Source organism: Bacillus sp. SD127 (assembly GCF_058566445.1).
In genome coordinates, this window is record NZ_CP191226.1 from 1,489,895 (window position 1) to 1,513,707 (window position 23,813).

Consider the following 23,813-nt stretch of genomic DNA (forward strand, 5'->3'; position numbering starts at 1 on the left):
CACAAAATTGTCACATTTGATATGATGTTTTTACTGCAGTTATAGAAGGACAAAAGCAATGGAATGTATGCACGAACTGTATATATTCTCTATCAATATCTTAATTCTGCTTGATGTTGTTGTATGGGTATGCACACAAGTTAGGCAGCATTCAAACACCTGATTGATACAGGTTATTTGAGTGCTGCCTTTTTTGATGCTTTTCTTTTATAACTGTAAAAATGGAGAAACAATGGGGGCGTATTTAGTATGGGTTTTCGGAAACCGGATGAAATAGCAGAAGCAGCAATTGAAGCAGGGATGAAAAAGGTAAAGCTTCCGCTGCTGTCTCTCTTGGTGCTGGGGTTTTTAGGCGGTGCCTTTATCGCACTCGGTTATTTGCTTGATATCAGGGTGATCGGCGATCTTCCGAAAGAATGGGGAAGCATGTCCAGTTTTATCGGGGCTGCGGTATTTCCTGTAGGACTGATACTTGTGGTTCTTGCAGGGGCTGAGCTGATTACAGGAAATATGATGTCAGTGGCAATGGCGTTATTTTCGAGAAAAATATCACTAAAGGAATTGGCGGTTAATTGGGTGATCGTCACCATTATGAATCTGATCGGCGCTTTGTTTGTTGCTTACTTTTTCGGTCATACTGTCGGGTTAACCGAAACGGGGCCATATTTGGAAAAGACGATTGCTGTCGCGCAAGGAAAGCTTGATATGAGCTTTGGCAAGGTTCTCGTTTCCGGCATTGGCTGTAACTGGCTGGTCTGTCTTGCAGTTTGGCTTTCATTCGGTGCTCAAGATGGGGCAGGGAAAATTTTTGGCATCTGGTTCCCTGTCATGGCCTTTGTTGCAATCGGATTTCAGCACGTTGTCGCCAACATGTTTGTGATTCCAGCTGCCATTTTTGCAGGCTCGTTTACGTGGGGGCAGTTTATCGGTAACCTCATACCGGCTTTTATCGGCAATGTTATTGGAGGAGCCGTGTTTGTCGGATTCATCTATTTTATTGCATATCACAAGAAAGACCGCTTAAGAAAAGAAATGAAGCAGGTTTCATAAACAAGGGACAAAGACAATCGATAAATCACACAATTTACGTCCAATTTTAGAAAAAGATGTTTACAAAATGGAATTTGGTGGATATACTTACAAAGTAAGAAAAAAAGCAAAGGAGGCTGAATCAAAATGACAATGCGACAACGACGCAGACCAGTTAGTGGCTCACGTAATGTACAAGGAATTTATAATGGTTTATTCAGCCTGTGGAAGAGTTCGTGTCCTTCCTTAACCGATGCTTATCGCACGCATTAAAATCGGAATCGTCGGACATACGCAACTCCCCGCAGGCAGTAGAAGATGGGTGTCTTCTTTTGTCTGCGGTTTTTTATGTGCCCGCAGCAGGGAGATGCCGCGGGTTATTTCGCTTGAAGCGGACTTTGAAAGGGGGTGAGCGATATGACGATTAACCTATTCTTTTTGACTTTAACGATCAACAAACGGTTTAAAAGCCCGGAAGAGTTCGAACGAGAACAGCAGATCGAGCAGATTTATGACGAAATGAAAGAATCTCAGCTGAAACATCTTTATTTGACAAACTGGCGCTAATAAAAGGAAACAAAATACAGAAGGGAGAGATGACAAATGCTTAAAATGGAACTATTGATGCATTATACGATGGAGAAGGACCAAGTGTAGCGAATGAAGCTGTCAAGGAAATGCCGTCCTGCATATCATAAAAAAAGCAGCACTTTATGTAAGGGCAGGTGATGGCATGATGAACTTTCAACAAAAAAGGCTGCCGTCGATAGGTCATGGTTATGCATCCATGCCGCATTCCTTCAAACACGGCTATGGCAATCCATTCCGTCAGCAGAGACTGGCGGCGATGCAGCAGCAAAGGCTGTATATGTTCCCATATCATTGGCATTAAAAAGCGGGCGGAAAACATTTTGTTTTCTGCCTTTTTTTGCGGGAAAAAATGAAAATGTTCAGTTCTGTTGAAACATTTCTAAACACATTGCCGTCTAGTTGATATCTTCATTCTGTATAAGAAATGAAGCGATGTTTATTTTTTCAATATAATAAATAAGCACAGGAAACCAAAAGCAGGTGTTTAAAATGCTAGAAAACAAACTTTATAAACGAGCGAACCTATTGAAATTATTTTCTGGGAAATATAAGCAAACTAAAATAATTGAGCATATGATGATTGATTCTATAGACATACAAGAAAATGACAGAATTTTAGAAATTGGAACCGGAAACGGCTCTGTCTTTAAGACAATAACGGGAAAACTTGAAAAGGGAAGCATAAAAAGCATCGACTCTTCTAAGCGAAAAGTAAGACAGGTATCTCGTGCAATCCAAAAGCAAAAGAAAACAGATCAAGGGGGCATTTTCCATGGTCATCCGGAAAGGATCCCCTTTGAAGACCGTACCTTCAATAAAGTATTTTCTTTACATACGGTTCAGGCTTGTACTGATGTCAGGCTCGCATTAAGAGAGATTTATCGAGTGCTTCAAATTGACGGCCGATTTTACATCAGTATTAATAACAATGCAGAAAAAAACGAGAAAAAATATATTCAATTGCTGCAAGATCAGCATTTTAGAGACATTTCTGTCATCAGACGCGATTCGTGCCTTTGTATTGTCGCTGTTAAATAAAAAATTTCTCGGGAAATATATCCAGACTTCTGACATTCAGGGATTTGGGTATATTTTCTTAATTTTATATTTTTTGCATAGCATTTATATTAAAAAAAGTTTTTTTCATATAAACTATAAACATAAGAATGGGTAAGAGGTGATTCGAGACAGAGTGGATATCATTTATGAACAACCGGAATGAATGTTCATTCCTAAATGAATCGGAGGTTTTAAGTTTACATGGCATCCGCACTTATCAGTAAATACGATTTGATCATGAAGGCATCGCTCTCGCTTTTTACGGAAAGAGGATTTGATGCCACCACCATCCCAATGATAGCAAAAAGAGCTGAAGTTGGTACAGGCACGATTTATCGCTACTTTGACAGCAAAGAAACACTCGTCAATGTTTTGTTTCAAGAAAGCATTCAGCGTTTTTCAGAAAAGGTAAAGCGAAATTATTCTGAAATGCCTGTCAGAGAGGGCTTTCGCCACATATTTTGCTGTCTCGTTCAATTTACGAAGGAGAGCGACTACGCGCTGTTTTTTCTTGAAACGAAAAAGGATGCTCACTATTTAAATGAAACAAGCAAAAAAATGATAGAAAACCTGACTCAAATGCTTGACGATTTCTTTAACAAGGGAAAAACAGAAGGAGTGATCCGCTCCTTGCCCTCCAATGTATTAATTGCGATTGTATTAGGCGCATTTCTCAAGTTGTATCAGCTTGTGCAACAAGGTGATATAGAGATGAATGCTGATTTGATTTCTGAATTGGAGCAGTGCTGCTGGGACGCGATTAAACTTCATTCATTGACTTCAGAAGAATAAAGAAAGGAAGATGTTTATGAAACAGGCAAGTGCAATACCTCAGCCGAAAACATACGGACCTTTAAAAAACCTCCCGCATTTGGAAAAGGAACAGCTTTCCCAATCCTTATGGCGGATTGCTGATGAGTTAGGGCCGATTTTCCGTTTCGATTTTCCTGGTGTATCCGGCGTTTTCGTATCAGGCCATGAACTCGTTGCTGAAGTGTGTGACGAGAGCCGATTTGACAAAAACCTTGGAAAAGGCTTGCTGAAAGTGCGTGAGTTCGGAGGAGACGGATTGTTTACAAGCTGGACGCACGAGCCGAATTGGCAGAAAGCCCATCGTATTCTGCTGCCGAGCTTCAGTCAAAAAGCAATGAAAGGCTATCATTCTATGATGCTGGATATCGCGACACAGCTGATTCAAAAATGGAGCCGGCTGAATCCGAATGAAGAAATTGACGTGGCGGACGATATGACCCGCCTGACGCTTGATACCATCGGGTTATGCGGATTTAACTATCGGTTTAACAGCTTTTACCGTGATACGCAGCATCCGTTTATCACCAGCATGCTCCGGGCTTTAAAAGAGGGAATGAACCAAACAAAAAGACTGGGCCTGCAGGATAAGATGATGGTCAAAACGAGACAGCAGTTCCAAAAGGATATCGAAGTGATGAATTCGCTGGTTGACAGAATTATAGCAGAGCGAAAAGCAAACCCGGACCAAAACATTAAGGATCTGTTATCGCTCATGCTTTATGCGAAAGATCCTGTAACGGGTGAGACACTGGATGATGAAAACATCAGATATCAAATCATCACGTTTTTAATCGCAGGCCATGAAACAACGAGCGGCTTGCTTTCCTTTGCGATTTACTGTCTGCTTAAACATCCGGAAAAACTTAAAAAAGCTCAAGAGGAAGCCGATCGCGTGTTAACGGAAGACCCGCCTGAATATAAACACATTCAGCAGCTGAAATATGTTCGGATGGTTCTCAATGAAACGCTTAGGCTGTATCCGACAGCGCCCGCTTTTTCTCTTTATGCCAAGGAGGATACAGTTTTAGGCGGCGAATACCCTATCAGTAAAGGACAGCCCGTCTCCGTCTTGATCCCAAAACTTCACAGAGATCAAAACGCTTGGGGTGAAGATGCAGAAGATTTTCGTCCGGAACGGTTTGAGAACCCTGAAAATATTCCTCACCATGCGTATAAACCGTTTGGAAACGGCCAGCGGGCGTGTATCGGGATGCAGTTTGCGCTTCAAGAAGCGACAATGGTTCTCGGACTTGTATTAAAGCACTTTGAATTGATGAATCACACTGGTTACGAGCTCAAAATCAAAGAGGCATTAACAATTAAACCGGATGATTTTAAAATTACAGTGAAACCAAGGAAAACGGTCCAAATGAATGTTCAGAAAAAAGAACAGACTGGCACCGCGCACGAAACGAAGGAAAACGAGACAAAACCTAAACACGGCACACCTTTACTCGTTCTTTACGGTTCAAACCTCGGCACCGCAGAAGGCATGGCAGGTGAATTGGCAGCTTACGGGCGCCGGCTCGGCTTTACAGCGGAAACTGCACCTCTTGATGATTACATTGGAAAACTCCCCGACCAAGGCGCTGTTGTCATTGTGACTGCCTCATATAACGGGGCGCCGCCTGATAATGCTTCTGGCTTTGTCGAGTGGCTGGGAGAGTTGGAGGAAGGTCAATTAAAGGGTGTTTCCTATGCGGTATTTGGCTGCGGAAACCGGAGCTGGGCCAGCACGTATCAGCGAATTCCTCGCCTTATCGATGACATGATGGCATCAAAAGGAGCATCACGATTGACATCCATTGGGGAAGGCGATGCGGCCGATGACTTTGAAAGCCATCGCGAGTCTTGGGAAAACCGCTTTTGGAAGGAAACAATGGAAGCCTTTCACGTGAATGAAATAACCGAGAAAGAAACGAAGCCGTCACTATCCATTACATTCCTCAGTGAAGCAACAGAGACACCGCTTGCTAAAGCGTATGGCGCGTTTGAAGGTATCGTTCTTGAAAACCATGAGCTTCAGACAGCAAGCAGTTTGCGTTCGACGCGTCATATAGAATTGGAGCTCCCTGACTCAAAAACGTATAAAGAAGGCGACCACATCGGAATATTGCCGAAAAACAGCCAAGAGCTGGTTCAACGGGTTCTCAACCGATTCGATTTGCAGCCGCAAGCTGTGATAAAAATGAACGGCAGCCCGCATATGGCTCACCTTCCGCTGGATCGGCCGATCAGAGTGATGGAGTTATTATCATCTTACGTAGAGCTGCAGGATTCTGCTTCAAGGCTTCAGCTTCGTGAGCTGGCTTCATATACAGTATGCCCGCCTCATAAAAAAGAGCTGGAATTACTTATATCGAGTGATGAAATGTACAAGGAACATGTTCTGACAAAACGTGTGACAATGCTGGATCTGTTAGAGGACTATCCGGCCTGTGAAATGCCGTTTGAACGGTTTTTAGAGCTTTTGCCATCACTAAAGCCAAGATATTATTCAATTTCAAGCTCACCGAAGGTCAAAGCAAATAGGGTCAGTATGACGGTCGGAGTTGTAAAGGCCTCAGCTTGGAGCGGACGCGGGGAATATAAGGGCGTTGCATCCAATTACTTAGCCGGACTCCGTCAAGGTGATACGGTTGCCTGTTTCATTCGGACACCGCAATCTGGATTCCAGCTGCCTGATGATCTCCAAACCCCGCTGATTATGGTGGGACCGGGTACAGGAATTGCGCCATTCAGAGGTTTCATCCAGGCCAGATCCGTTCTGAAGAAGGAAGGAAGTGCGCTTGGCGAAGCTCATTTATACTTCGGATGCCGGCGTCCTGATCATGACGATCTTTATAAAGAAGAGCTTGACCAGGCGGAAAAAGCCGGTTTGGTAACAGTCCATCGATGCTATTCACGAATGGAAGACGAACCAAAAGTATATGTTCAGCACTTACTAAAACAAGATGCACAGAAATTAATTTCACTGATTGAAAAAGGTGCGCACGTTTATATATGCGGCGATGGTGCACAAATGGCTCCTGAAGTAGAGAACACACTGCGTGCGGCTTATGAAGCTGACAAAGGAGCAAGTCAGGAAGCGTCAGCAGAATGGCTGAAGAAGCTGCAAGATCAAAAACGTTATGTAAAAGATGTATGGACTGGAATGTAAGTAAAAATAAATCCCGCCAGAGATGGCGGGATTGCTTTAGCATGTGAAAAAAACCGGCACGATATTGAAATCTACTGAAAAGGATGTTATAGGGAGTATCGCGCCGGCCTTGTTATTATTATCGTCCAAAAGATATAAAACTTTAGGTTTTTTCTGGTTTTTTATAAATGAATAGTTATAAAGTTATATATTTGTATCTTTGGGTTTAATTTTCTAGAAACTTAATCAAGCGTTCTTTTCTTTTTATTCTTGCATCTCATCATGCCGTTTGAGTTAGAATGTCCGATTTGAGACTATGCATTTGTCTGTTCGCTTCCTCACACTTCATGCTAGTCAGAGGATGTTCCATGATGATATAGACGCTCAAGATGTTTTCTGTAATGAAAATCATGAACCAAACGAATCGTCGGTCTGATTAAAAGCAGGAAGCTGCCAACCGCAAACAGCCATATCCCTGCAGACATTAATTCATCGTAAAAGAAGAAAAAGCTGCCGATGAAAAATAAAAAGCCAATGATAAAATCGTTTACTGTATAGAGAACTTTATATCGTTTTTTGAAAAAAAGCTCGTATCGATTTATTTGCTTTTTCATCTCTTTTTCTGCATTAGCTTCCACGATGATCCCTCCATTCTATATTTTCTTACCCTCACGTAAACGATAGGTAAACATAAGAGCTTCACAGCTAGAAATAAAAATGATGAGGACCATATATAGGTCAGCCATTTCTCAAGTTAGGAAGGGCGGTAGTTTGTGAGTTTTCTTATACCTATTTATTAACATAAATTGAAAAATGTTGTAATATAAATAGATCATAAACGAAGGGGGTGGCAATATGAATAAAGAATCGAAGGTTATTATCGTATTAGGTGAATTTGAGAACGAAGCGGAAGGAATAATTTTAGAATGCAGAATATAAATTTCCAATAGATTAGGTTTTATGCCTGGTCCATGTCATCAATGTGAACGGCAATTCTTTTTTAAAAGCAATTTGCTGCACGCAGCTGGAATTGATCCATCGCAAAAAAAGAGGTCTAAGCAGGACCTCTTTTTTGCTAATCTATTTTATTGCCCGAACGATAAGAGCGGTTAAAGCTTCAGCCCCTTGGGGAACCAAGTGTACGCCGTCAGGGGTGAAATACTCCGGATGCTGGAGAGCTTCTGTATGCCAGTCAACCAACGTAATATTGTTATGCGTGTTAGCCTGCTGCCGCAAAGTTTCATTCACCTTGCTTTCCCATTGCCGGGGAACCCGCGTATTGACAAGATAGATATGAGCTTTTGAGAAAGATGTAAGCAATTGATCGATTTGGCTGTTTGTAAAGTAGCCATTGGTTCCCAGCTCAATGATGACAGCTTTATTCGGCTGATTAAAAGACTTGTATTCCTGTGTCAGTTCTAAAGCTTGAGACATTTGTCTTCCCACCTTCCCATCAATTGTGACATGTGAAAGAGACTGACGGAGGCTGGAGGCGATATCAAGCATAACGGAATCCCCTATAGCTAATACTTCTTTATCAGCAGCTGCCGGTTCTTTCTGAGATTTTTCGTCCTTTTTTTTCTTAGTCTCCTGTCCTTTTGCGCTCGTTTCCTCTTGATCTTTAGTTGAGGCTGTTGTTTTTTGTTTGGATTTGTTTTCTCCGTCTTTATCGGATGCTGCCATCTTTCTATGCTCTGACGTCTGGTTTGTGTCAGCGCTTGTTTCTTGTGAGCTATACGTCCATTGCGGATGTTTTTTCTCTCCGGCTACCCCTGACAGTCCCCCTGCAAAAATAAGTATAGCGAGAATGACGAAGCCAATTGACATTTTGCTGATGACAGATGTCGTTTTCCATTCTCGAATTCTATGAATAAAAGCCCGGCGGAAAAATGACTTAAACCCCTCTGTCCGTATCGGCTTTTCAATGAAATGATAGGAAAGCTCGGCGAGTATAAATGTAACGAAGATCTTTAGCGCGATATGCCAAAAAACAGGGTTTCCGATTTCTTGAATCGGCGTGCTTAACACAATAACAGGGTAGTGCCAAAGATAAATACCGTAAGACCTCGTTCCAAGCCAACGAAGAGGCCTCCATGACAGCAGAATGCCCAAAAAGCTGCTCGGATGGGATACACATGCAATAAGGACCGCTGCGGTAATGCTTATTAAAAACATTCCGCCTCTGTAAAGAAAAGGTTCGTATTCATCTGTAAAATAGACACACAAAACTAAAATACAAAACGCCGATAGTTCTGTGCCATACAAAAGGCGCTTCAGTTTGTATGGCAGCCTGTTGGAAGACAGCCTTTTCATCGGCCATATCAGAGCCAGAGCACATCCTATGAGAAGTTCAAACGAACGAGTATCTGTGCCGTAGTACACGCGACTCGGATCTCCGCCGGGTTCATACAGTACGCTCATCATCACGGCTGAACAGAGCGCAAGCAACGATACCGCTGCCGCCAGTTTCGCACGGTTTTTAAATATGTACATTCCAGCAACCAAGAACATCGGCCATACAATATAAAATTGCTCTTCAATTGCCAATGACCAAAGGTTTTTAAGCGGTGACGGGGATCCGAAGCTATCAAAATACGAGAGTTTATGAAAAATAAACCACCAATTGCTCATGTAAAAGAGAGAAGAGATGGCATCTCCGCGCACAGTGTGCAAAAGTTCTCGGTTGCACACGACGACCCAAATAACAGCGGAAATGATCATAAGGTAAGCCGCTGGCAGAAGCCGCCGAATTCGGCGCACCCAAAAGTCCCGAAAATCAAGGCTGATATTATTTCCATGTGCCGGCAGTATAATAGATGTAATTAAGTAGCCTGATAATACAAAAAAGATATCAACTCCAATGAAGCCACCGTTAGCCCAATTGAAGTTTAGGTGATAAGCGATAACTGCCAGGACGGCAAAAGCCCGAAGGCCATCGAGTCCAGTGATGTAGCGGTGATGCTGTGTTTTGTGATACATGGTATTCCTCCAATAATGTGCAGATATTCTCGCTGTTTTGGCTGCAAGGTTACGGCCTTCTTGATATCTGTCAGGTCCCTTTGCGAAAGGGAAAACACCCATGACACAGATGATGACATGGATGTTTTTCTGTTATCGAACATAACGTTCTCCCATGAGCAGATTTGAGATGACGCTGGTCGGAATTTTAAACTCTGTAACGCCCATATAGCCGGGGGCAACTTCATATTCATCAAATGAAATCACAAGTTTATGGTCTTCTGTAATATAAAACGTTTGATCAGGCTGAATGTGTTTGAATGGTTCTGCATCCTCGTCAGTGACCCAATAGATTTTATTTGGATCTTCCTTCATTTGCTGTTTCATTTGTTCTTTGATGTTTTGGCTGATGACTTTGATATAGCGGTCATCTTTAAATAAGCTTTTTAATGTAAGTAAGATATCATTCTTTTTGTCAATTGTGATATAACGGCTTTGTGTGTAAGATGATGCTTGTGTTTTTTCAATATCACGCCGAATAGAAATTAAATCTGGCGTGTCTGTTACTGTCTCGTAATCACTGTAGATGCTGAGATGTCCTTTTTTATTTTTGGATGTGGACTGTATAAATTCTTTATACATCTGCTTGCTTTCTTTCAAATATTTCTGGTTGATGCTGTTTTCAAGCTCTTTATTAGAAAGTCCCGACAGAGCAGGCGTTTTGACATCGATGCTTGATTCATCTTTCTCTTCTTTGATCTCAATAAAAGTGATGGCTTTGACGATCTTGCCGATGACAGGGATTTTTGACATAGCTTGAGCTGCATCTGGGTTGATGTTGACAAGTGCAGTGAATAAAATAGCTGCCGCGACAGCTGCTGATGTCGGCCACATGACGATTCTTTTCTTTTTTGGTTTTTGCTGAAGGGCTTTTTCGACAATGATATCCAGTTCTTTAGGAATCTGGACATTTTTATATTCTTCTCTTAATTGCTGTAATCTCTTATCCATTAAGAAAGATCCTCCTTCGTCAACTGAATGCGCATCAGCTTCAATGCTCTGTAAAGGCGCGTTTTGACGGTATTCAAGTTTTCCCCTGTAATTTCCGCAATTTCTTCTAGTTTGAGGTCTTCAAAAAAACGCAAAATAATAATTGTTTTATAGTGGGACGGCAATTCGTCGAGCGCTTCATGAAGATCAGTGTCCTTATAGTGATCTTCCTTTCCTGAGCTTAAAAACTCAATCGTTTCGTCATCCATCACCTTTAACTTTTTTTGTTTTCGTAAAAAATCAATAGCTGTACGTACTAAGATTTTATAAAACCAGCTTTTTATCGTCTCAGGGTTTCTGACCGTTTCAACTGAGCTGAGCGCTTTTTTTATAGATTCCTGAATAATATCTAATGCGTCATCTTGATTTTTCACATAACTGAAGGCTAATCTGTAGAAATCTTGCTTATGGTCAGTTATACACGTGACAAGCAACGCTTTTATTGTTTGTTTTTTCTTCATTGCAATAAAGGGCTCCTTTTTGAATATACGTATATCGTAGGATGTTACCTAGGATAGACGGGGCAGTTTGAAAAATAGTTTGCGCAGATATTATTTTTTAAAAAAAAGTGATCAGGAGCGGGAGGGGAGGATCAATTGCTTAAAAATAAACGGAAAAGACCCTATTAATGGGGGAGTTCATAAAAAAACATGACTTGTTGATACAAGCCATGTTTTTTGGTTACATGGTATACAGGAAATATCATGTGTTCTATTCCAAGTAATGTTTTTTAAAATCTGAGTGGATTGAAAATTTGCGTCGTAACTGGATGAGGTTTTTTCCAAAACTATCTTCTAAAAGCCCTCTATGCTTCTTCATAATTTCCATGAGATACAGATCATGAATGATCACTTCTGTAATAGGCATGACTAAACCTACATGCATCGTCCATGCAGCACGGCTATCGTTGCCAAGAGAGACAATACCTGCTACTACTTCTGAATCATCTCCGCTATATACAAGCCACCGTCCGTCATACTCTTCTGTAATTTCACTGCTCATATCATGAAGGTACACATTAGCAAAATCAGATGCGATATCTCCGTAGGCAATAATGGTGACAATGACACCTTTATTTGCCGCCTGTCTCAGCTCTGATTCCACCTCTTTGAAATCCTCTTTCCAGATCTCCAAGAGGATTCTTTTTTTTGCTGATAATATACAAGCCTTCACCTTTTCAAGAATTTCACTGCGTCCGGTGATATTCCAGATATTTTCCCGGTCATTTGCGGTCTGTTCGAATTTTTCAAAGTATTTTTCAGCCTGGTCAAAATTCTCTTCCGCTTTGAGCCGTCGGTTTTTAATCAGTTCTTTAGCGGGTACAGGGACATACTGAGGCGTGTTTCCGTGGCTTACAAAAACATCTCCTCTTAAGACAAGGCTTTCCAAGACTTCATATATTTTTGAACGAGGCACGCCGGAATTTTTGGCTACCGCATAACCGGTTAAAGGCGATTCTTGCAATAATGCCAGATAAGCTTTTGATTCATATTCGGTAAAATTGAGGTTTTTTAAAATGTCTAACATATTTTCCTTCATACATCCTCCAATATAAAGAGCAGTCGCTGCCTTTGTAATCGCTATTTTAACAAACCATATTGATTTTTTCCAAACGTATTGATACACTTTTTTGTAGGGAGTTACTTTAGTAGTCACTATATGTTAAGGGGATTCATTTAAAGGGGGAAAGAACATGCACAGCTTACTCGCATACATACCGATCGCTGCCGTGATGGTTATCATTCCAGGAGCAGATACGATGCTTGTTATGAAAAATACCCTTAGATATGGCGCAAAGGCTGGCCGATATAATATTCTCGGATTGGCAACGGGACTATCTTTTTGGACGGTTATTGCCATTCTAGGTTTATCAATGGTCATTGCCAAGTCGGTGATTCTTTTTACAACAATCAAATATTTGGGAGCAGCATACTTAATTTATTTAGGGATAAAAAGTTTTTTTGCAAAAAATATGTTTTCTTTAGACGACATGCAAGCTCAAGCAAAAACCGCAGCAATTTCTCCGAAACGACACTATAAATCTTCCTTTATGCAAGGGTCACTCAGTAACATTCTCAATCCCAAAACGGTTTTGGTCTATGTCACGATCATGCCCCAATTTATCAATCTGAAGGGAAATGTAAACCAGCAGCTTATTATTTTAGCTTCAATTCTCACCCTATTAGCGGTGTTATGGTTCCTCTTTCTCGTTTATATCATTGATTACGCAAAAAAATGGATGAAAAATCCCAAGTTCCAGAAAGCTTTTCAAAAAATAACGGGAATCATATTAGTTGGGTTTGGTATTAAAACTGGTTTAAATTGATGTCACGGCCACTTACCAAAAGACTCCGTTCATATTTTGAACGGAGTCTTTTGCTAAATATGGAGATTAAATCACGGAGGCAGGTATGTTTTTATCTTCAGCATACGTTTATTTGGAGACATTTGTACGGGAAAAGATCATGACACTAAATGAGCGGGATCGTAAAACATGGAATATCCAGTGCCTCGCAGCACACAAAAAAGACAAGGGATAAACAACTCCCTTGTCTTTTTTATGATTTCACTTAGTATGACGAACTTTATAAGCAATCATCAATAAGAGAAACCAAACTGGAGTGACAAATAGGGAAACACGCGTATCTTTCGCGAGTGCCAGCACAACCAGTATGAACACCAGGAAAGCCAGTGTTACGTAATTGGATAATGGAAAAAGCGGCATTTTAAATGTATTCACCTTTGCTGCATCCGGTCTTGTTTTCCGATATTTCAAATGGCAAATCACAATAATGCCCCAAATAAAGATGAAGCATATAGTAGAAACACTTGTGATAAGCGTAAAGACTTGCTCTGGCATTACATAGTTCAGAATAACACCAATAAGAATGGCAATGGCTGAAAAGAACAATGCATTGCTTGGTACATTTGAGGCAGTCAGCTTTTGCAATGGGTCAGGTGCATGATGATCCTTGGCAAGCGAGTATACCATCCGGCTTGTACTAAATAAAGCACTATTGCCAGCTGAAGCAGCAGATGTCAGTACAACAAAATTAATGATGCTGGCGGCTGCTATGATACCGACCGCTGAGAATACTTGAACAAATGGGCTTTCAGCAGGATTAATGATATTCCATGGATAAATACTCATAATCACAAGAAGAGCGCCAATATAAAAAAGCAAAATTCGAATAGGGATATTGTTAATTGCTTTAGGGATTACTTTTTCTGGGTTTTCTGCTTCGCCTGCAGTAAGCCCCACAAGTTCAATGCCCGTAAATGCAAACACGACCATCTGGAATGAGAGGATAAATCCATGTAAACCATTTGGAAACATGCCGCCGTGACTCCAAAGATTTGTGAAGGAGGCTATGCTTGACTGTGTGGAAAATCCTTTTATGATCAAGACAATACCGATAACAATCAGTGCCAGTATTGCGATGATTTTGATTAATGCGAACCAGAACTCCAATTCACCAAAAAGTTTTACAGTCGCTAGATTCATGATGAGCAACATCATAAGCGCAATGAACCCTGGCATCCATTGGGGTACACCAGGAAACCAATATTGGGTATAAAGACCGACAGCTGTTAAATCAGCCATAGCAAGTGAGATCCAGCAAAACCAGTACGTCCAGCCGGTAATAAATGCTGCCATATTTCCTAAATAATCACTTACAAAATCAACAAAAGAGTGATATCCCGCGTTTGATAAGAGCAGCTCTCCCAGTGAACGCATAATAAAAAAGAGAAATACGCCCGTGATCATGTAAGCAAATAAAATAGAGGGTCCTGAAAAATGTATTGATTTCCCTGATCCTAGGAATAAACCAGTTCCGATTGCCCCCCCAATCGCTATGAGTTGTATGTGCCTGTTTTTAAGGCCTCTGGACAATTTCCGTTTGTGCAGAGAATTGTCCATAGTGGAATCGTCCGTCACTTTATGTTTTCCTCCAATAAAAAATATAGTTATCTTGGTTGTTTAGGAATCATAGCTTCCTAAATTTTTTATCTATCATTATAACAGGAAACTTATATTATTTTAAATTTTATTGATTTTTTTAATTAAATGTAACTAATGTATCTATCTTTCTTTTCTATTTTTATAAGGTGTAATATCCATCAGGATGAGTAAAGGATTTCTTTTCTACCGCTCTAATAATATATCCCACTATTTTTTATTAAAATAATAATGTTATAAGAAGAATAGAGAGTTTACATTCAGTCATGTTTATAATGACAAGAGATTAAGTTTTGGGTTATTTGCCCTGATCTTTAAGATGTATTTTCTGAAGTATCAGAACTTTGTCACCAATATGTTCACGGAGAGTGGTAAACTGTTTACGAATTATTACTTTTGAAGGGGGACAACCTGAGTGAATCATAGATCAAAAACACCAAAAAAGGGTGTTTGTTTAGACAAATAACGAAATTATTTTTTAATCGGTGCAAGCTTTTGTGTTGAGATACGTGCTATTGTTCCTGCATACAAAAACATTTCACAGAATATTGAAAAAGAAAATCCGAGTGCGGACGCAAGGCCATAGAATGAGATGAGATCCTCAGTACAAGGCATAAAACTGATGTCCGTTTTTTCAATTTTGACTAATAAGGACAAAGGATGATATAGATGAAAAGAATTGATAAAATATACCATCAGCTCATGCATAATTTTCATGAATCCAGCTTAGATCATCTTTTAAAGGTACAGGGAAATTCAGCAAAGGAAATTGCTCAGCAATTGAAGATAGAGCGGTCCAATGTCAGTTTTGAATTAAACAATCTCGTGCGGTCCAAAAAGGTGATAAAAATTAAAACGTTTCCCGTGCGCTACATTCCAGTGGAAGTAGTGGAAAGGGCATTCAACAAAAAATGGAATACAGAGATAATGGAAGTGAAAGAACTGAAGGGGCTTTCTGAAAATCAAAAAAAGAACGATCAAAATATTTCTACGAATCCTCTTGAACTTATGATTGGAGCAAAAGGCAGTTTGAAGAAAGCAATTTCTCAAGCAAAAGCAGCTGTTTTTTATCCTCCGCACGGTCTGCACATGCTTCTCTTAGGACCAACAGGCTCCGGTAAATCCCTTTTTGCGAACCGGATTTACCAGTTTGCGATTTACTCTGAAATTTTGAAGGCTGGTTCTCCGTTCATCACATTTAACTGTGCAGATTACTATAACAATCCTCAATTATTGCTCTCTCAATTATTTGGTCATAAGAAAGGAGCATTTACCGGTGCCAGCGAAGATAAAGCCGGTTTAGTTGAGCAGGCCGACGGGGGCATTCTGTTTATGGATGAAATTCATCGTCTTCCGCCTGAGGGACAAGAAATGCTGTTTTATTTTATCGACAGCGGATCTTATAACCGTCTTGGAGAAACTGAACATAAAAGAACATCGAAAGTATTATTTATTTGCGCAACTACCGAAAACCCTAATTCTGCTCTATTAAAAACATTTTTGCGGAGAATTCCAATGACGATTCATATTCCATCGCTGGAAGAACGATCTCTTAAAGAGAGAGTTGATCTCACAACGTTTTTATTAGGGAAAGAAGCAGAGCGTATTAAGAAGAATCTAAGTGTGCATATCGATGTATATAATGCATTGATTCATTCTGCGAAGTTTGGGAATGTGGGACAGCTGAAATCAAATGTGCAGTTAGTTTGTGCACATGGATTCTTACATAATCTTGACAGAGATGAAGTTGTTGAACTGACCGTTCGGGATCTCCCGGATGAAATCAAGCAAGATTGGATGTCAAGCAGCAAAAACATGAAAAGAAGCAAAACGATTTCTGAATATGTCAATATCACAACCATCATATCCCCGATAGTAGAAGATGAAACAACAAAAATTGATGATGATCTATCATTTAATTTGTATCATTTGATAGAAGAAAAGGTCGAAGTGCTAAACAAAGAAGGTTTGTCCAAAAAGGAAATAAACCAATATATTTTAACGGATATTCATTTGCATGTCAGAAGCTTTTTTAATCAAAGCGCGTTCCGAAATGACAACCTGCTGACATTTGTTGAGGACGGCGTGATTCAAATGACGAAGCAATTAAAAGAAGTTGCTGAACATGAACTGAATTGCACATTTGACCGTAAATTTATCTATTTTTTAAGTATGCATATCGATTCATTTTTAAAACGCGGTAAGCAAATTGATATTTTAAATGCGCAGGAAACAGATGAAATCCGTGATACCCATGTGAAAGAGTATCAGGTGGCGCTCATATTTAAAGACAAAATTCAGGAACACTTCAGAGTAACCGTCCCGGAAATAGAAGTCATCTACTTAACGATGCTGATTCATTCCATCAAAACGTTAAAAGAAAACAAAAGAGTAGGGATTGTGGTTGCCGCACATGGAAATAGCATGGCGAGTTCCATGGTAGAAGTAGCGACGGAGCTTTTAGGAAGCACCCCAATTGCGGCCGTTGATATGCCCCTTTCTGTTTCACCTGCGGAAATTATGGAGCGCTTAGCGGGAAAAATACAGCAGGTAGATGAAGGTGAAGGTGTTTTAATGCTTGTTGACATGGGGTCACTTGCAATGCTGGAAAGCAAGCTTGAAGAAAAAACAGGCATCAAAATCAAAACAATCAGCAATGTCACGACCTCAATGGTGCTGGACGCCGTCAGAAAGGTGAACTATCTGAATTTACATTTACATGCCATATATGATTCGGTCACAAAGGATTTTATTGAGTTATGGGATCGGCAGCCTGCCGCCTCACCAGGCAAAAAGAGGGCGTTGGTTTCAATCTGCACAACAGGCAGCGGAACGGCAAAAAAGCTGGAAGACATCTTAACAACGATCGTAAACAAGGCCTCTGATGTTCCCATCCACATATTGACCGTATCATCGATTAAATTGGCAAACAGCATCAAAGAAATCGAAAAAGAGTATGAGATTCTTGCGACAGTAGGAACAAAAGATCCTAAAATCAATGCTCCGCATGTATCTTTGGAGGTATTAATTGGAGGAGAAGGAGAGAAGATGATCCAACAGGCGATCACAAAAGGCAGCATCCCGATGAGTAATGGATTATCGGGCACAAACATCATTGTACGGGAGCTTTGCGAGGATAGTTTGAAAAAGTATCTGGTTTTTTTGAACCCTCATCACATTATAGAAATCTTATTAGAGTGGCTTCAGACCATTCAAGATGAACTAGGCATCATTTTCAATAACACAGTGATGATCAAAGTGATTATGCATACAGCTTTTGCCTTTGAAAGGGTGATTAAACAGAATCCGATTGCTTTTTCCGAAGAAGACGAAATAACCGATCAGCTGAAAGAGATCTTTGAGGTGACAGAGCAAACATTAATCCCTTACGAACAAAAATTGGGGCTGAACATAAGCGATGATGAAAAATTATTTATAGCCGCCATTTTTGCTGACGAAGTACATGGCCACATGTGTTAAAAACGATTTTTTTACGTAAACCTGTATTAAATGGAACGCCATTTTAATACAGGTTTATTTTTGTATTCACATGTGTTTTCAATCAGCTTTCTTCATGTGCTGCAAAACAAATGAAAACGCTTAACACAGCTTCTTTGGCACGATACTTGCATTATAAATGGGTGTACGAAAAAGGAAAGGAGCAATCGTGTTATGATTTCAGTCATTATTAGCGGACATGGGGACTTTCCCATAGCATTAAAAGAATCTTCAGGCATGATATTCGGTGAAGAAAATCATCTGATAGCGGTGCCGTTTTTTAAAGGAGAGGGCATCCAAACGCTGCAAGAAAAATATCATCAGACGCTTCAGGATATTCCGAAAGAAAATGAGGTGCTTTTTTTAGTTGATATTTTTGGAGGCACACCGTATAACGCAGCGGCTTCCTTCATCGCTAAGGATCAAAGAATGGATATGGCTGCCGGCATAAACCTGCCGATACTACTGGAGGTTTTAAGCCTGAGAGAACATCTGAAACTCAAAGAATTGCTGAATCACTTAAAAAAAATGAGCCAGCAAAGCTTTCAAGTTTGCAGCGAACATTTAGAAAAAGCAAAAACAGTTTGTGAAGAAAAAAGAGAGGATGAACTATGATGAACATTACATTGGCAAGAATTGATGACCGCTTTATTCACGGCCAAATCCTGACAAGATGGATTAAAGTCCATGCAGCAGACCGAATCATCGTTGTGTCAGATGACGTTGCGCAGGATGAAATGAGAAAAACCCTGATCCTATCTGTTGCTCCTTCCAATGTAAAGGCGAGTGCCGTATCAATTTCTAAAATGGCAAAGGCGTTTCATAGTCCGCGCTACGAAGGGGTAACGGCGATGCTGCTGTTTGAAAACCCATCCGATATTGTATCTCTCATAGAAGCAGGCGTCCCTATCAAAACCGTAAATGTCGGAGGGATGCGTTTTGAGAATAATCGCCGGCAAATCACCAAATCAGTCAGCGTAACTGAAGAGGATACAGAGGCGTTTGAAACATTAAATGAATTAGGCGTCACACTGGAATTGAGGCAGCTGCCTTCTGATACCAGTGAAGACTTTATGGAGATTTTGAGAAATGTAACAAAATCATCAAGGGGATGAGATGATGACTTCAATACAAATTATTTTGTTGTTAATCATTGCAGCCATTACAGGTATTGCAAGTGTATTGGATGAAGGACAAACACACCGTCCGCTGATTGCCTGCACTTTGGTTGGCCTTGTGCTTGGTGATCTAAAAACAGGAATCATTTTAGGAGGAACGCTGGAGCTGATGGCGCTGGGCTGGATGAATGTCGGCCTCGCCATGGCGCCTGATACAGCCATTGCCTCTGTGATTTCAACCATTTTAGTGATTACCGCTGATCAAGGCATTGGTGAAGGCATTGCCGTCGCTGTTGCTTTGGCAGCTGCAGGTCAAGCGCTTACTATTTTTGTCCGAACGATTACTGTCTTTTTCATTCACCGTGCTGATAAATATGCCAGGGAGGGGAATATCAAAGGAATTGAAATTATGCATGTTACCGCCATGGTGTTTCAAGCGCTGCGTGTCATGATACCGACTTTGATTGTGGCCTTAATCAGTGTGAGCGCTGTTCAGGTGTTCTTGGGAAATATTCCGGAAGTCATTACCAAAGGTTTGCAAATAGGAGGAGGCATCATTGTTGTTGTGGGGTATGCAATGGTGATCAATATGATGAATATCCCTTATCTTAAGCCATTTTTCTATATTGGTTTTTTGTTGGCAGCGTTTACCGATTTCAATTTAGTAGGATTTGGCGCTCTTGGTCTCTGTCTGGCGCTTTTATACCAGCAGGTTATGCAAAAAAATAGCGCCCACGGGGCAGTCGCCGCAGCCGCAGACGGCAGCAATGCAGCTGTCTATGATGATGATGACGATCTTGATGCATAAGAATGAGGGGGGGATGAAAATTGGAGAAAGAAAAAAGATTAACAAAGAAAGACATTTTCAGTATGTTTATCCGTTCGAATTTCTTGCTCGGCTCATTTAACTTTGAACGTGTGCAGGCAATGGGATATTGCTATGTGATGATACCGGCGATAAAAAAATTGTACGGTCCGGGAGCGAAAAGAAACGCAGCTTTGCAGCGCCATTTGGAATGGTTTAATACACATCCGTGGCTGTCCGCACCCATATTTGGGGTGACAGCTGCCATGGAAGAAGAAATGGCGAACAATAAAGGAATAGACGGGAAAGCAATAAGCGGGATGAAAATCGGTTTAATGGGTCCGATAGCGGGTGTGGGCGATCCTATTTTCTGGGGAACCGTACGCCCCGTATTGGCTGCTTTAGGGGCTTCTCTTGCTTTAGGCGGAAACATTGCCGGTCCTCTGCTGTTCTTTTTCCTGCTGAATGCCATCAGATTAACCACAAAATATTACGGTTTAAAGTATGGCTATGTAAAAGGGATGGAGATTCTGCAGGATCTAGCAGGGAATCGTATTCAAAAACTGACAGAAGGTGCTTCCATCCTCGGGTTATTTGTGATGGGGGCTTTGGTCTCCAAGTGGACCACCATCAACATCCCGATCGTTGTTTCAAGAATTAAAGATGATAACGGAAAAGTTGACGTTCAAACTGTGCAAAATATTTTAGACAGCATTATGCCGGGGGTGCTGCCTTTAGGATTGACTTTATTAGTGGCATGGATGCTGCGAAAAGGAGTAAATCCGCTCCTTATTATAGTTGGCATATTTGTGATCGGTATTCTTGGCTATTGGGCTGGATTTCTGGCATAAGCGCTTAACGGGTAAAAAGGGGAGAACCTGCAGAAGTCTTTCTCATAACCTCTTCATCATTCGATACAGCTTTTATCACGGATCACTCGTGCAGATGTCTCTCTTGAATGTTTTTAAATGTTAGAGAGGAGAGAATCAGAATGAAAAAGAAGCTAATTCAAGTCGTGATCCTATTCACCATGCTGTTTACTATGGCACTGCCAGTAAGTGCAGCCGATTCAAGCTACTATGATGAGGATTACCGTCCCCAATATCATTTCACACCAGAGGCAAACTGGATGAATGATCCAAACGGAATGGTTTATTATGCAGGGGAGTATCATTTGTTTTATCAGCATCATCCATACGGTCTGCAATGGGGGCCGATGCATTGGGGCCATGCAGTAAGCAAGGATTTAGTTCACTGGAAGCACCTTCCTATAGCGCTGTCACCTGATGAAAAAGGCACAATTTTTTCCGGGAGCGCAGTGGTCGATTGGAATAATACAAGCGGTTTTCAAACCGGAAAGGAGAAGCCGCTTGTCTCTATATATACGCAGGATCATGAAGACGGCCAAGTGCAAAGCGTCGCCTATAGTAATGATAAAGGCAGAACGTGGACGAAATACTCAGGTAATCCGGTCATTCCAAACCCGGGAAAAAAAGATTTTCGCGATCCGAAAGTGTTTTGGTATGAAAAAGATAAAAAGTGGGTGATGGTCCTGGCAGCTGGTGACCGAATTCTCATTTATACATCGAAAAATCTGAAGCAGTGGACATATGCAAGTGAGTTTGGACAAGGACAAGGAAGTCATGGAGGCGTATGGGAATGTCCGGATTTATTTGAGCTTCCTGTAGACGGCAATCCGAAACAAAAGAAATGGGTGATGCAAGTCAGTGTCGGAAATGGTGCGGTTTCAGGAGGATCAGGCATGCAATATTTTGTAGGAAGTTTTGATGGAACAACTTTCAAGAACGAAAACCCGTCAGACAAAGTATTATGGACCGACTACGGTAAAGACTTTTATGCGGCTGTTTCTTGGTCCGATGTTCCTTCTTCAGATGGACGGCGGCTTTGGCTAGGGTGGATGAGCAATTGGCAATATGCCAACGATGTTCCTACATCTCCATGGAGAAGTGCAATGACTATTCCAAGAGAAGTAAAATTGAAAGCGTTTTCTAAAGGGATCAGAGTTATTCAAACACCAGTAACAGAGCTGCAATCTATCAGGGGAGCCGCGCAGAAGTGGAAAAATAAGATTATATCGCCAGAGAGCAGTAATGTATTGGCGGGTATATCTGGAGATGCTTATGAAATGAATGCAGAGTTTCAAGTGAATCCAGGTTCGGCTTCTGAATTCGGTTTTAAGGTTCGAACAGGGAGAAATCAATATACAAAAGTCGGTTATCATCAAAAGAGCGGCAAACTGTTCGTTGACCGAAGCCAATCCGGAAATGTCACCTTTAATCCAACCTTTAACACTGGGAAGCAAGCAGCTCCGCTGAAGCCGGTAAATGGAAAGATAAAAATGCGTATTTTTGTTGACCGCTCTTCAGTCGAAGTATTTGGTAATGACGGGCAACAGGTGTTGACTGACATCATTCTTCCGGATAGATCAAGCAAAGGTCTTGAATTATATGCTATTAATGGCCGTGTTAAGGTAAACTCCCTAACGATTCATCCTTTAAATAAAGCATGGGGAGCGTCACCGTTTATATCCAATTTGACTGGCTGGACAACTGTAAACGGTACGTGGGCCGACACAATTGATGGAAAACAAGGACGATCAGACAGCGATTCCTTCATGATGTCTTCAGCATCAGGAGCTGACTTCACTTATGAATCCGATATAATCATTAAGGATGGGAACGGAAAAGGGGCAGGGGCTCTTGTGTTTCGTTCTGATAAAGACGCACAAAACGGTTATGTAGCCAATGTGGATGCGAAACATGATCTTGTAAAATTTTTTAAATTTGAGGACGGGATTGCCTCTGTTATTGCCGAACACCAAACACCGATAGATATAAATAAAAAATATCACTTGAAAACTGTGGCTCATGGCGCTCACTTTAAAATATATTTGGATGACCGTCTAGTCATAGATGCTGAAGATTCTGCATTCTCAGAAGGTCAATTTGGCTTGAACGTTTGGGATGCTACAGCAGCCTTTCAGAATGTCAGCGCAAAGGCTGATTAGAAAAGAAAAAAGAGGCATTTTTAATGAAGGGGGAATAGAAATTCTTACACTTTCTCTATAAAAAAGGGCACAGACTCAAACAGTCTGTGCCTTTTTCTTATTTCAACAGGTTCAATGATTCGCGGTTAAATGCTTCCAAATCATCAGGTGTTCTGCTTGTTACAATGTTGTGGCTGACGACTACTTCTTCGTCTTTGTAATTTGCACCAGCGTTGATCAAGTCTTTGCGAATGCTGCGGTAGCCAGTGATGTCTTTGCCTTTCAGAAGATCCGTATCAATGAGTACCTGCGGGCCGTGGCAAATAGCGAAAACAGGTTTCTCATTTTCTACAAATGCTTTCGCAAATTCACCCGGCCGGTCATCTCCGCGAAGCAAATCTGGGGAAAATCCGCCAGGAATTAATAGGGCATCGAATTCACTTGCATCTACGTCGGAGATCGCTTTGTCGATCTTCACTTTCTCGCCATGTTTACCGGTAACTTCCTTGCCTGCTTCCAAATCAATGGCAACCACGCTATGGCCAGCTTCTTCGTATGCCTTTACCGGACTTGTATATTCGATATCTTCGAATTGATCTGTAACGAGAACAGCAATTTTTTTGCTCATATTTATACCTCCTATGAATTCCTATATACCATAGAATAACAGGCACGTTCATCTTCCTTCAAAATATTTGCTTGAGATGGTTTTCGCAAGAGTCCTGCGAAGGGGTTGTTTTATAGATTTTATGGTTTTCATATGGTAACATCGCCGCCAAAACGAG

At 41.0% G+C, this 23,813-nt stretch carries 20 protein-coding genes; 13 read left to right on the forward strand and 7 right to left on the reverse strand.

The genetic code is table 11. The features are described 5' to 3' along the window. Positions 1-249: 249 nt before the first annotated feature. The 6 genes from ACQVGS_RS07615 (at position 250) to cypB (ending at position 6,652) form a co-directional block, all read left to right on the forward strand. Positions 250-1,050 carry a formate/nitrite transporter family protein gene (locus tag ACQVGS_RS07615; RefSeq protein WP_255003663.1) on the forward strand — a complete coding sequence of 267 codons (801 nt, stop codon included), beginning with the start codon at positions 250-252 and terminating at the stop codon, positions 1,048-1,050. A gap of 396 nt (positions 1,051-1,446) precedes the next feature. Continuing rightward, on the forward strand, positions 1,447-1,596 hold the full coding sequence (locus ACQVGS_RS07620; RefSeq protein ID WP_003237348.1) for a YrzI family small protein: 150 nt from the start codon (positions 1,447-1,449) through the stop codon (positions 1,594-1,596). Between the two features lie 166 nt (positions 1,597-1,762). Then, positions 1,763-1,921, forward strand: coding sequence for a hypothetical protein (locus tag ACQVGS_RS07625; protein WP_125825436.1), 159 nt, complete (start codon positions 1,763-1,765; stop codon positions 1,919-1,921). Positions 1,922-2,109: 188 nt separating this feature from the next. Next, complete coding sequence (locus ACQVGS_RS07630; RefSeq protein WP_024122282.1) at positions 2,110-2,658, forward strand: class I SAM-dependent methyltransferase; 549 nt, start codon at positions 2,110-2,112, stop codon at positions 2,656-2,658. A gap of 222 nt (positions 2,659-2,880) precedes the next feature. After that, the gene (gene fatR / locus ACQVGS_RS07635) at positions 2,881-3,471 is read left to right on the forward strand and encodes a transcriptional regulator FatR (RefSeq protein ID WP_024122281.1); all 591 of its coding nucleotides are present in this window, start codon (positions 2,881-2,883) and stop codon (positions 3,469-3,471) included. Positions 3,472-3,487: 16 nt separating this feature from the next. Next, positions 3,488-6,652 (forward strand): bifunctional cytochrome P450/NADPH--P450 reductase CypB, encoded by a 3,165-nt coding sequence (cypB, locus tag ACQVGS_RS07640; protein ID WP_283912473.1) that lies wholly within the window; start codon positions 3,488-3,490, stop codon positions 6,650-6,652. 329 nt (positions 6,653-6,981) lie between these two features. On the opposite strand, the gene ACQVGS_RS07645 is transcribed toward cypB, so the two are convergent. From ACQVGS_RS07645 to ACQVGS_RS07665, 5 genes are all read right to left on the reverse strand, one after another. After that, positions 6,982-7,245 carry a YrhK family protein gene (locus ACQVGS_RS07645; RefSeq protein WP_373271173.1) on the reverse strand — a complete coding sequence of 88 codons (264 nt, stop codon included), beginning with the start codon at positions 7,243-7,245 and terminating at the stop codon, positions 6,982-6,984. A 466-nt stretch (positions 7,246-7,711) separates the two neighbouring features. Further along, on the reverse strand, positions 7,712-9,610 hold the full coding sequence (locus tag ACQVGS_RS07650) for an acyltransferase family protein (RefSeq protein ID WP_491831323.1): 1,899 nt from the start codon (positions 9,608-9,610) through the stop codon (positions 7,712-7,714). A gap of 132 nt (positions 9,611-9,742) precedes the next feature. After that, positions 9,743-10,600 carry an anti-sigma-V factor RsiV gene (gene rsiV / locus ACQVGS_RS07655; RefSeq protein ID WP_151174392.1) on the reverse strand — a complete coding sequence of 286 codons (858 nt, stop codon included), beginning with the start codon at positions 10,598-10,600 and terminating at the stop codon, positions 9,743-9,745. After that, positions 10,600-11,100, reverse strand: coding sequence for an RNA polymerase sigma factor SigV (sigV, locus tag ACQVGS_RS07660; RefSeq protein ID WP_024122276.1), 501 nt, complete (start codon positions 11,098-11,100; stop codon positions 10,600-10,602). Before sigV ends, rsiV begins: the two co-directional genes overlap by 1 nt. 250 nt (positions 11,101-11,350) lie before the next feature. After that, a complete protein-coding gene (locus ACQVGS_RS07665) occupies positions 11,351-12,178 on the reverse strand; it encodes a TrmB family transcriptional regulator (RefSeq protein WP_059293538.1) in 828 nt (275 codons plus the stop codon). Between the two features lie 154 nt (positions 12,179-12,332). Between ACQVGS_RS07665 and ACQVGS_RS07670 the strand changes: the two genes are divergently transcribed. Continuing rightward, a complete protein-coding gene (locus ACQVGS_RS07670) occupies positions 12,333-12,965 on the forward strand; it encodes a LysE family transporter (protein ID WP_106020171.1) in 633 nt (210 codons plus the stop codon). A gap of 240 nt (positions 12,966-13,205) precedes the next feature. Here the strand turns inward: ACQVGS_RS07670 and ACQVGS_RS07675 are convergent, their stop codons facing one another. Further along, positions 13,206-14,579: an amino acid permease gene (locus tag ACQVGS_RS07675; RefSeq protein WP_106020170.1), complete on the reverse strand. Its 1,374-nt coding sequence runs from the start codon at positions 14,577-14,579 to the stop codon at positions 13,206-13,208. Between the two features lie 690 nt (positions 14,580-15,269). Between ACQVGS_RS07675 and ACQVGS_RS07680 the strand changes: the two genes are divergently transcribed. From ACQVGS_RS07680 to sacC, 6 genes are all read left to right on the forward strand, one after another. Then, positions 15,270-18,080, forward strand: a complete 2,811-nt coding sequence (locus tag ACQVGS_RS07680; protein WP_491831327.1) for a sigma-54-dependent transcriptional regulator — start codon at positions 15,270-15,272, stop codon at positions 18,078-18,080. 192 nt (positions 18,081-18,272) lie between these two features. Beyond that, entirely contained in the window at positions 18,273-18,713 is a 441-nt protein-coding gene (gene levD, locus ACQVGS_RS07685) for a PTS fructose transporter subunit IIA (RefSeq protein WP_095713411.1), read from the forward strand. Then, complete coding sequence (locus ACQVGS_RS07690) at positions 18,713-19,213, forward strand: PTS sugar transporter subunit IIB (protein ID WP_095713421.1); 501 nt, start codon at positions 18,713-18,715, stop codon at positions 19,211-19,213. Before levD ends, ACQVGS_RS07690 begins: the two co-directional genes overlap by 1 nt. Positions 19,214-19,217: 4 nt before the next feature. Next, positions 19,218-20,024, forward strand: coding sequence for a PTS fructose transporter subunit IIC (gene levF, locus ACQVGS_RS07695; protein WP_101861138.1), 807 nt, complete (start codon positions 19,218-19,220; stop codon positions 20,022-20,024). Positions 20,025-20,044: 20 nt separating this feature from the next. Beyond that, complete coding sequence (gene levG, locus ACQVGS_RS07700; RefSeq protein WP_024122268.1) at positions 20,045-20,872, forward strand: PTS fructose transporter subunit IID; 828 nt, start codon at positions 20,045-20,047, stop codon at positions 20,870-20,872. A 140-nt stretch (positions 20,873-21,012) separates the two neighbouring features. Beyond that, on the forward strand, positions 21,013-23,049 hold the full coding sequence (gene sacC, locus ACQVGS_RS07705) for a levanase SacC (RefSeq protein ID WP_254517784.1): 2,037 nt from the start codon (positions 21,013-21,015) through the stop codon (positions 23,047-23,049). 97 nt (positions 23,050-23,146) lie between these two features. Here the strand turns inward: sacC and yraA are convergent, their stop codons facing one another. After that, a complete protein-coding gene (gene yraA / locus ACQVGS_RS07710; protein ID WP_069487145.1) occupies positions 23,147-23,656 on the reverse strand; it encodes a cysteine protease YraA in 510 nt (169 codons plus the stop codon). Between the last annotated feature and the right edge of the window lie 157 nt (positions 23,657-23,813).

What these genes read in the sequence shown, in the direction of transcription:
- ACQVGS_RS07615 (WP_255003663.1), top strand. Translation starts at nt 250, where the DNA reads ATGGGTTTTCGGAAACCGGATGAAATAGCAGAAGCAGCAATTGAAGCA.
- ACQVGS_RS07620 (WP_003237348.1), top strand. Translation starts at nt 1,447, where the DNA reads ATGACGATTAACCTATTCTTTTTGACTTTAACGATCAACAAACGGTTT.
- ACQVGS_RS07625 (WP_125825436.1), top strand. Translation starts at nt 1,763, where the DNA reads ATGATGAACTTTCAACAAAAAAGGCTGCCGTCGATAGGTCATGGTTAT.
- ACQVGS_RS07630 (WP_024122282.1), top strand. Translation starts at nt 2,110, where the DNA reads ATGCTAGAAAACAAACTTTATAAACGAGCGAACCTATTGAAATTATTT.
- fatR (WP_024122281.1), top strand. Translation starts at nt 2,881, where the DNA reads ATGGCATCCGCACTTATCAGTAAATACGATTTGATCATGAAGGCATCG.
- cypB (WP_283912473.1), top strand. Translation starts at nt 3,488, where the DNA reads ATGAAACAGGCAAGTGCAATACCTCAGCCGAAAACATACGGACCTTTA.
- ACQVGS_RS07645 (WP_373271173.1), bottom strand. Translation starts at nt 7,245, where the DNA reads ATGAAAAAGCAAATAAATCGATACGAGCTTTTTTTCAAAAAACGATAT.
- ACQVGS_RS07650 (WP_491831323.1), bottom strand. Translation starts at nt 9,610, where the DNA reads ATGTATCACAAAACACAGCATCACCGCTACATCACTGGACTCGATGGC.
- rsiV (WP_151174392.1), bottom strand. Translation starts at nt 10,600, where the DNA reads ATGGATAAGAGATTACAGCAATTAAGAGAAGAATATAAAAATGTCCAG.
- sigV (WP_024122276.1), bottom strand. Translation starts at nt 11,100, where the DNA reads ATGAAGAAAAAACAAACAATAAAAGCGTTGCTTGTCACGTGTATAACT.
- ACQVGS_RS07665 (WP_059293538.1), bottom strand. Translation starts at nt 12,178, where the DNA reads ATGAAGGAAAATATGTTAGACATTTTAAAAAACCTCAATTTTACCGAA.
- ACQVGS_RS07670 (WP_106020171.1), top strand. Translation starts at nt 12,333, where the DNA reads ATGCACAGCTTACTCGCATACATACCGATCGCTGCCGTGATGGTTATC.
- ACQVGS_RS07680 (WP_491831327.1), top strand. Translation starts at nt 15,270, where the DNA reads ATGAAAAGAATTGATAAAATATACCATCAGCTCATGCATAATTTTCAT.
- levD (WP_095713411.1), top strand. Translation starts at nt 18,273, where the DNA reads ATGATTTCAGTCATTATTAGCGGACATGGGGACTTTCCCATAGCATTA.
- ACQVGS_RS07690 (WP_095713421.1), top strand. Translation starts at nt 18,713, where the DNA reads ATGAACATTACATTGGCAAGAATTGATGACCGCTTTATTCACGGCCAA.
- levF (WP_101861138.1), top strand. Translation starts at nt 19,218, where the DNA reads ATGACTTCAATACAAATTATTTTGTTGTTAATCATTGCAGCCATTACA.
- sacC (WP_254517784.1), top strand. Translation starts at nt 21,013, where the DNA reads ATGAAAAAGAAGCTAATTCAAGTCGTGATCCTATTCACCATGCTGTTT.
- yraA (WP_069487145.1), bottom strand. Translation starts at nt 23,656, where the DNA reads ATGAGCAAAAAAATTGCTGTTCTCGTTACAGATCAATTCGAAGATATC.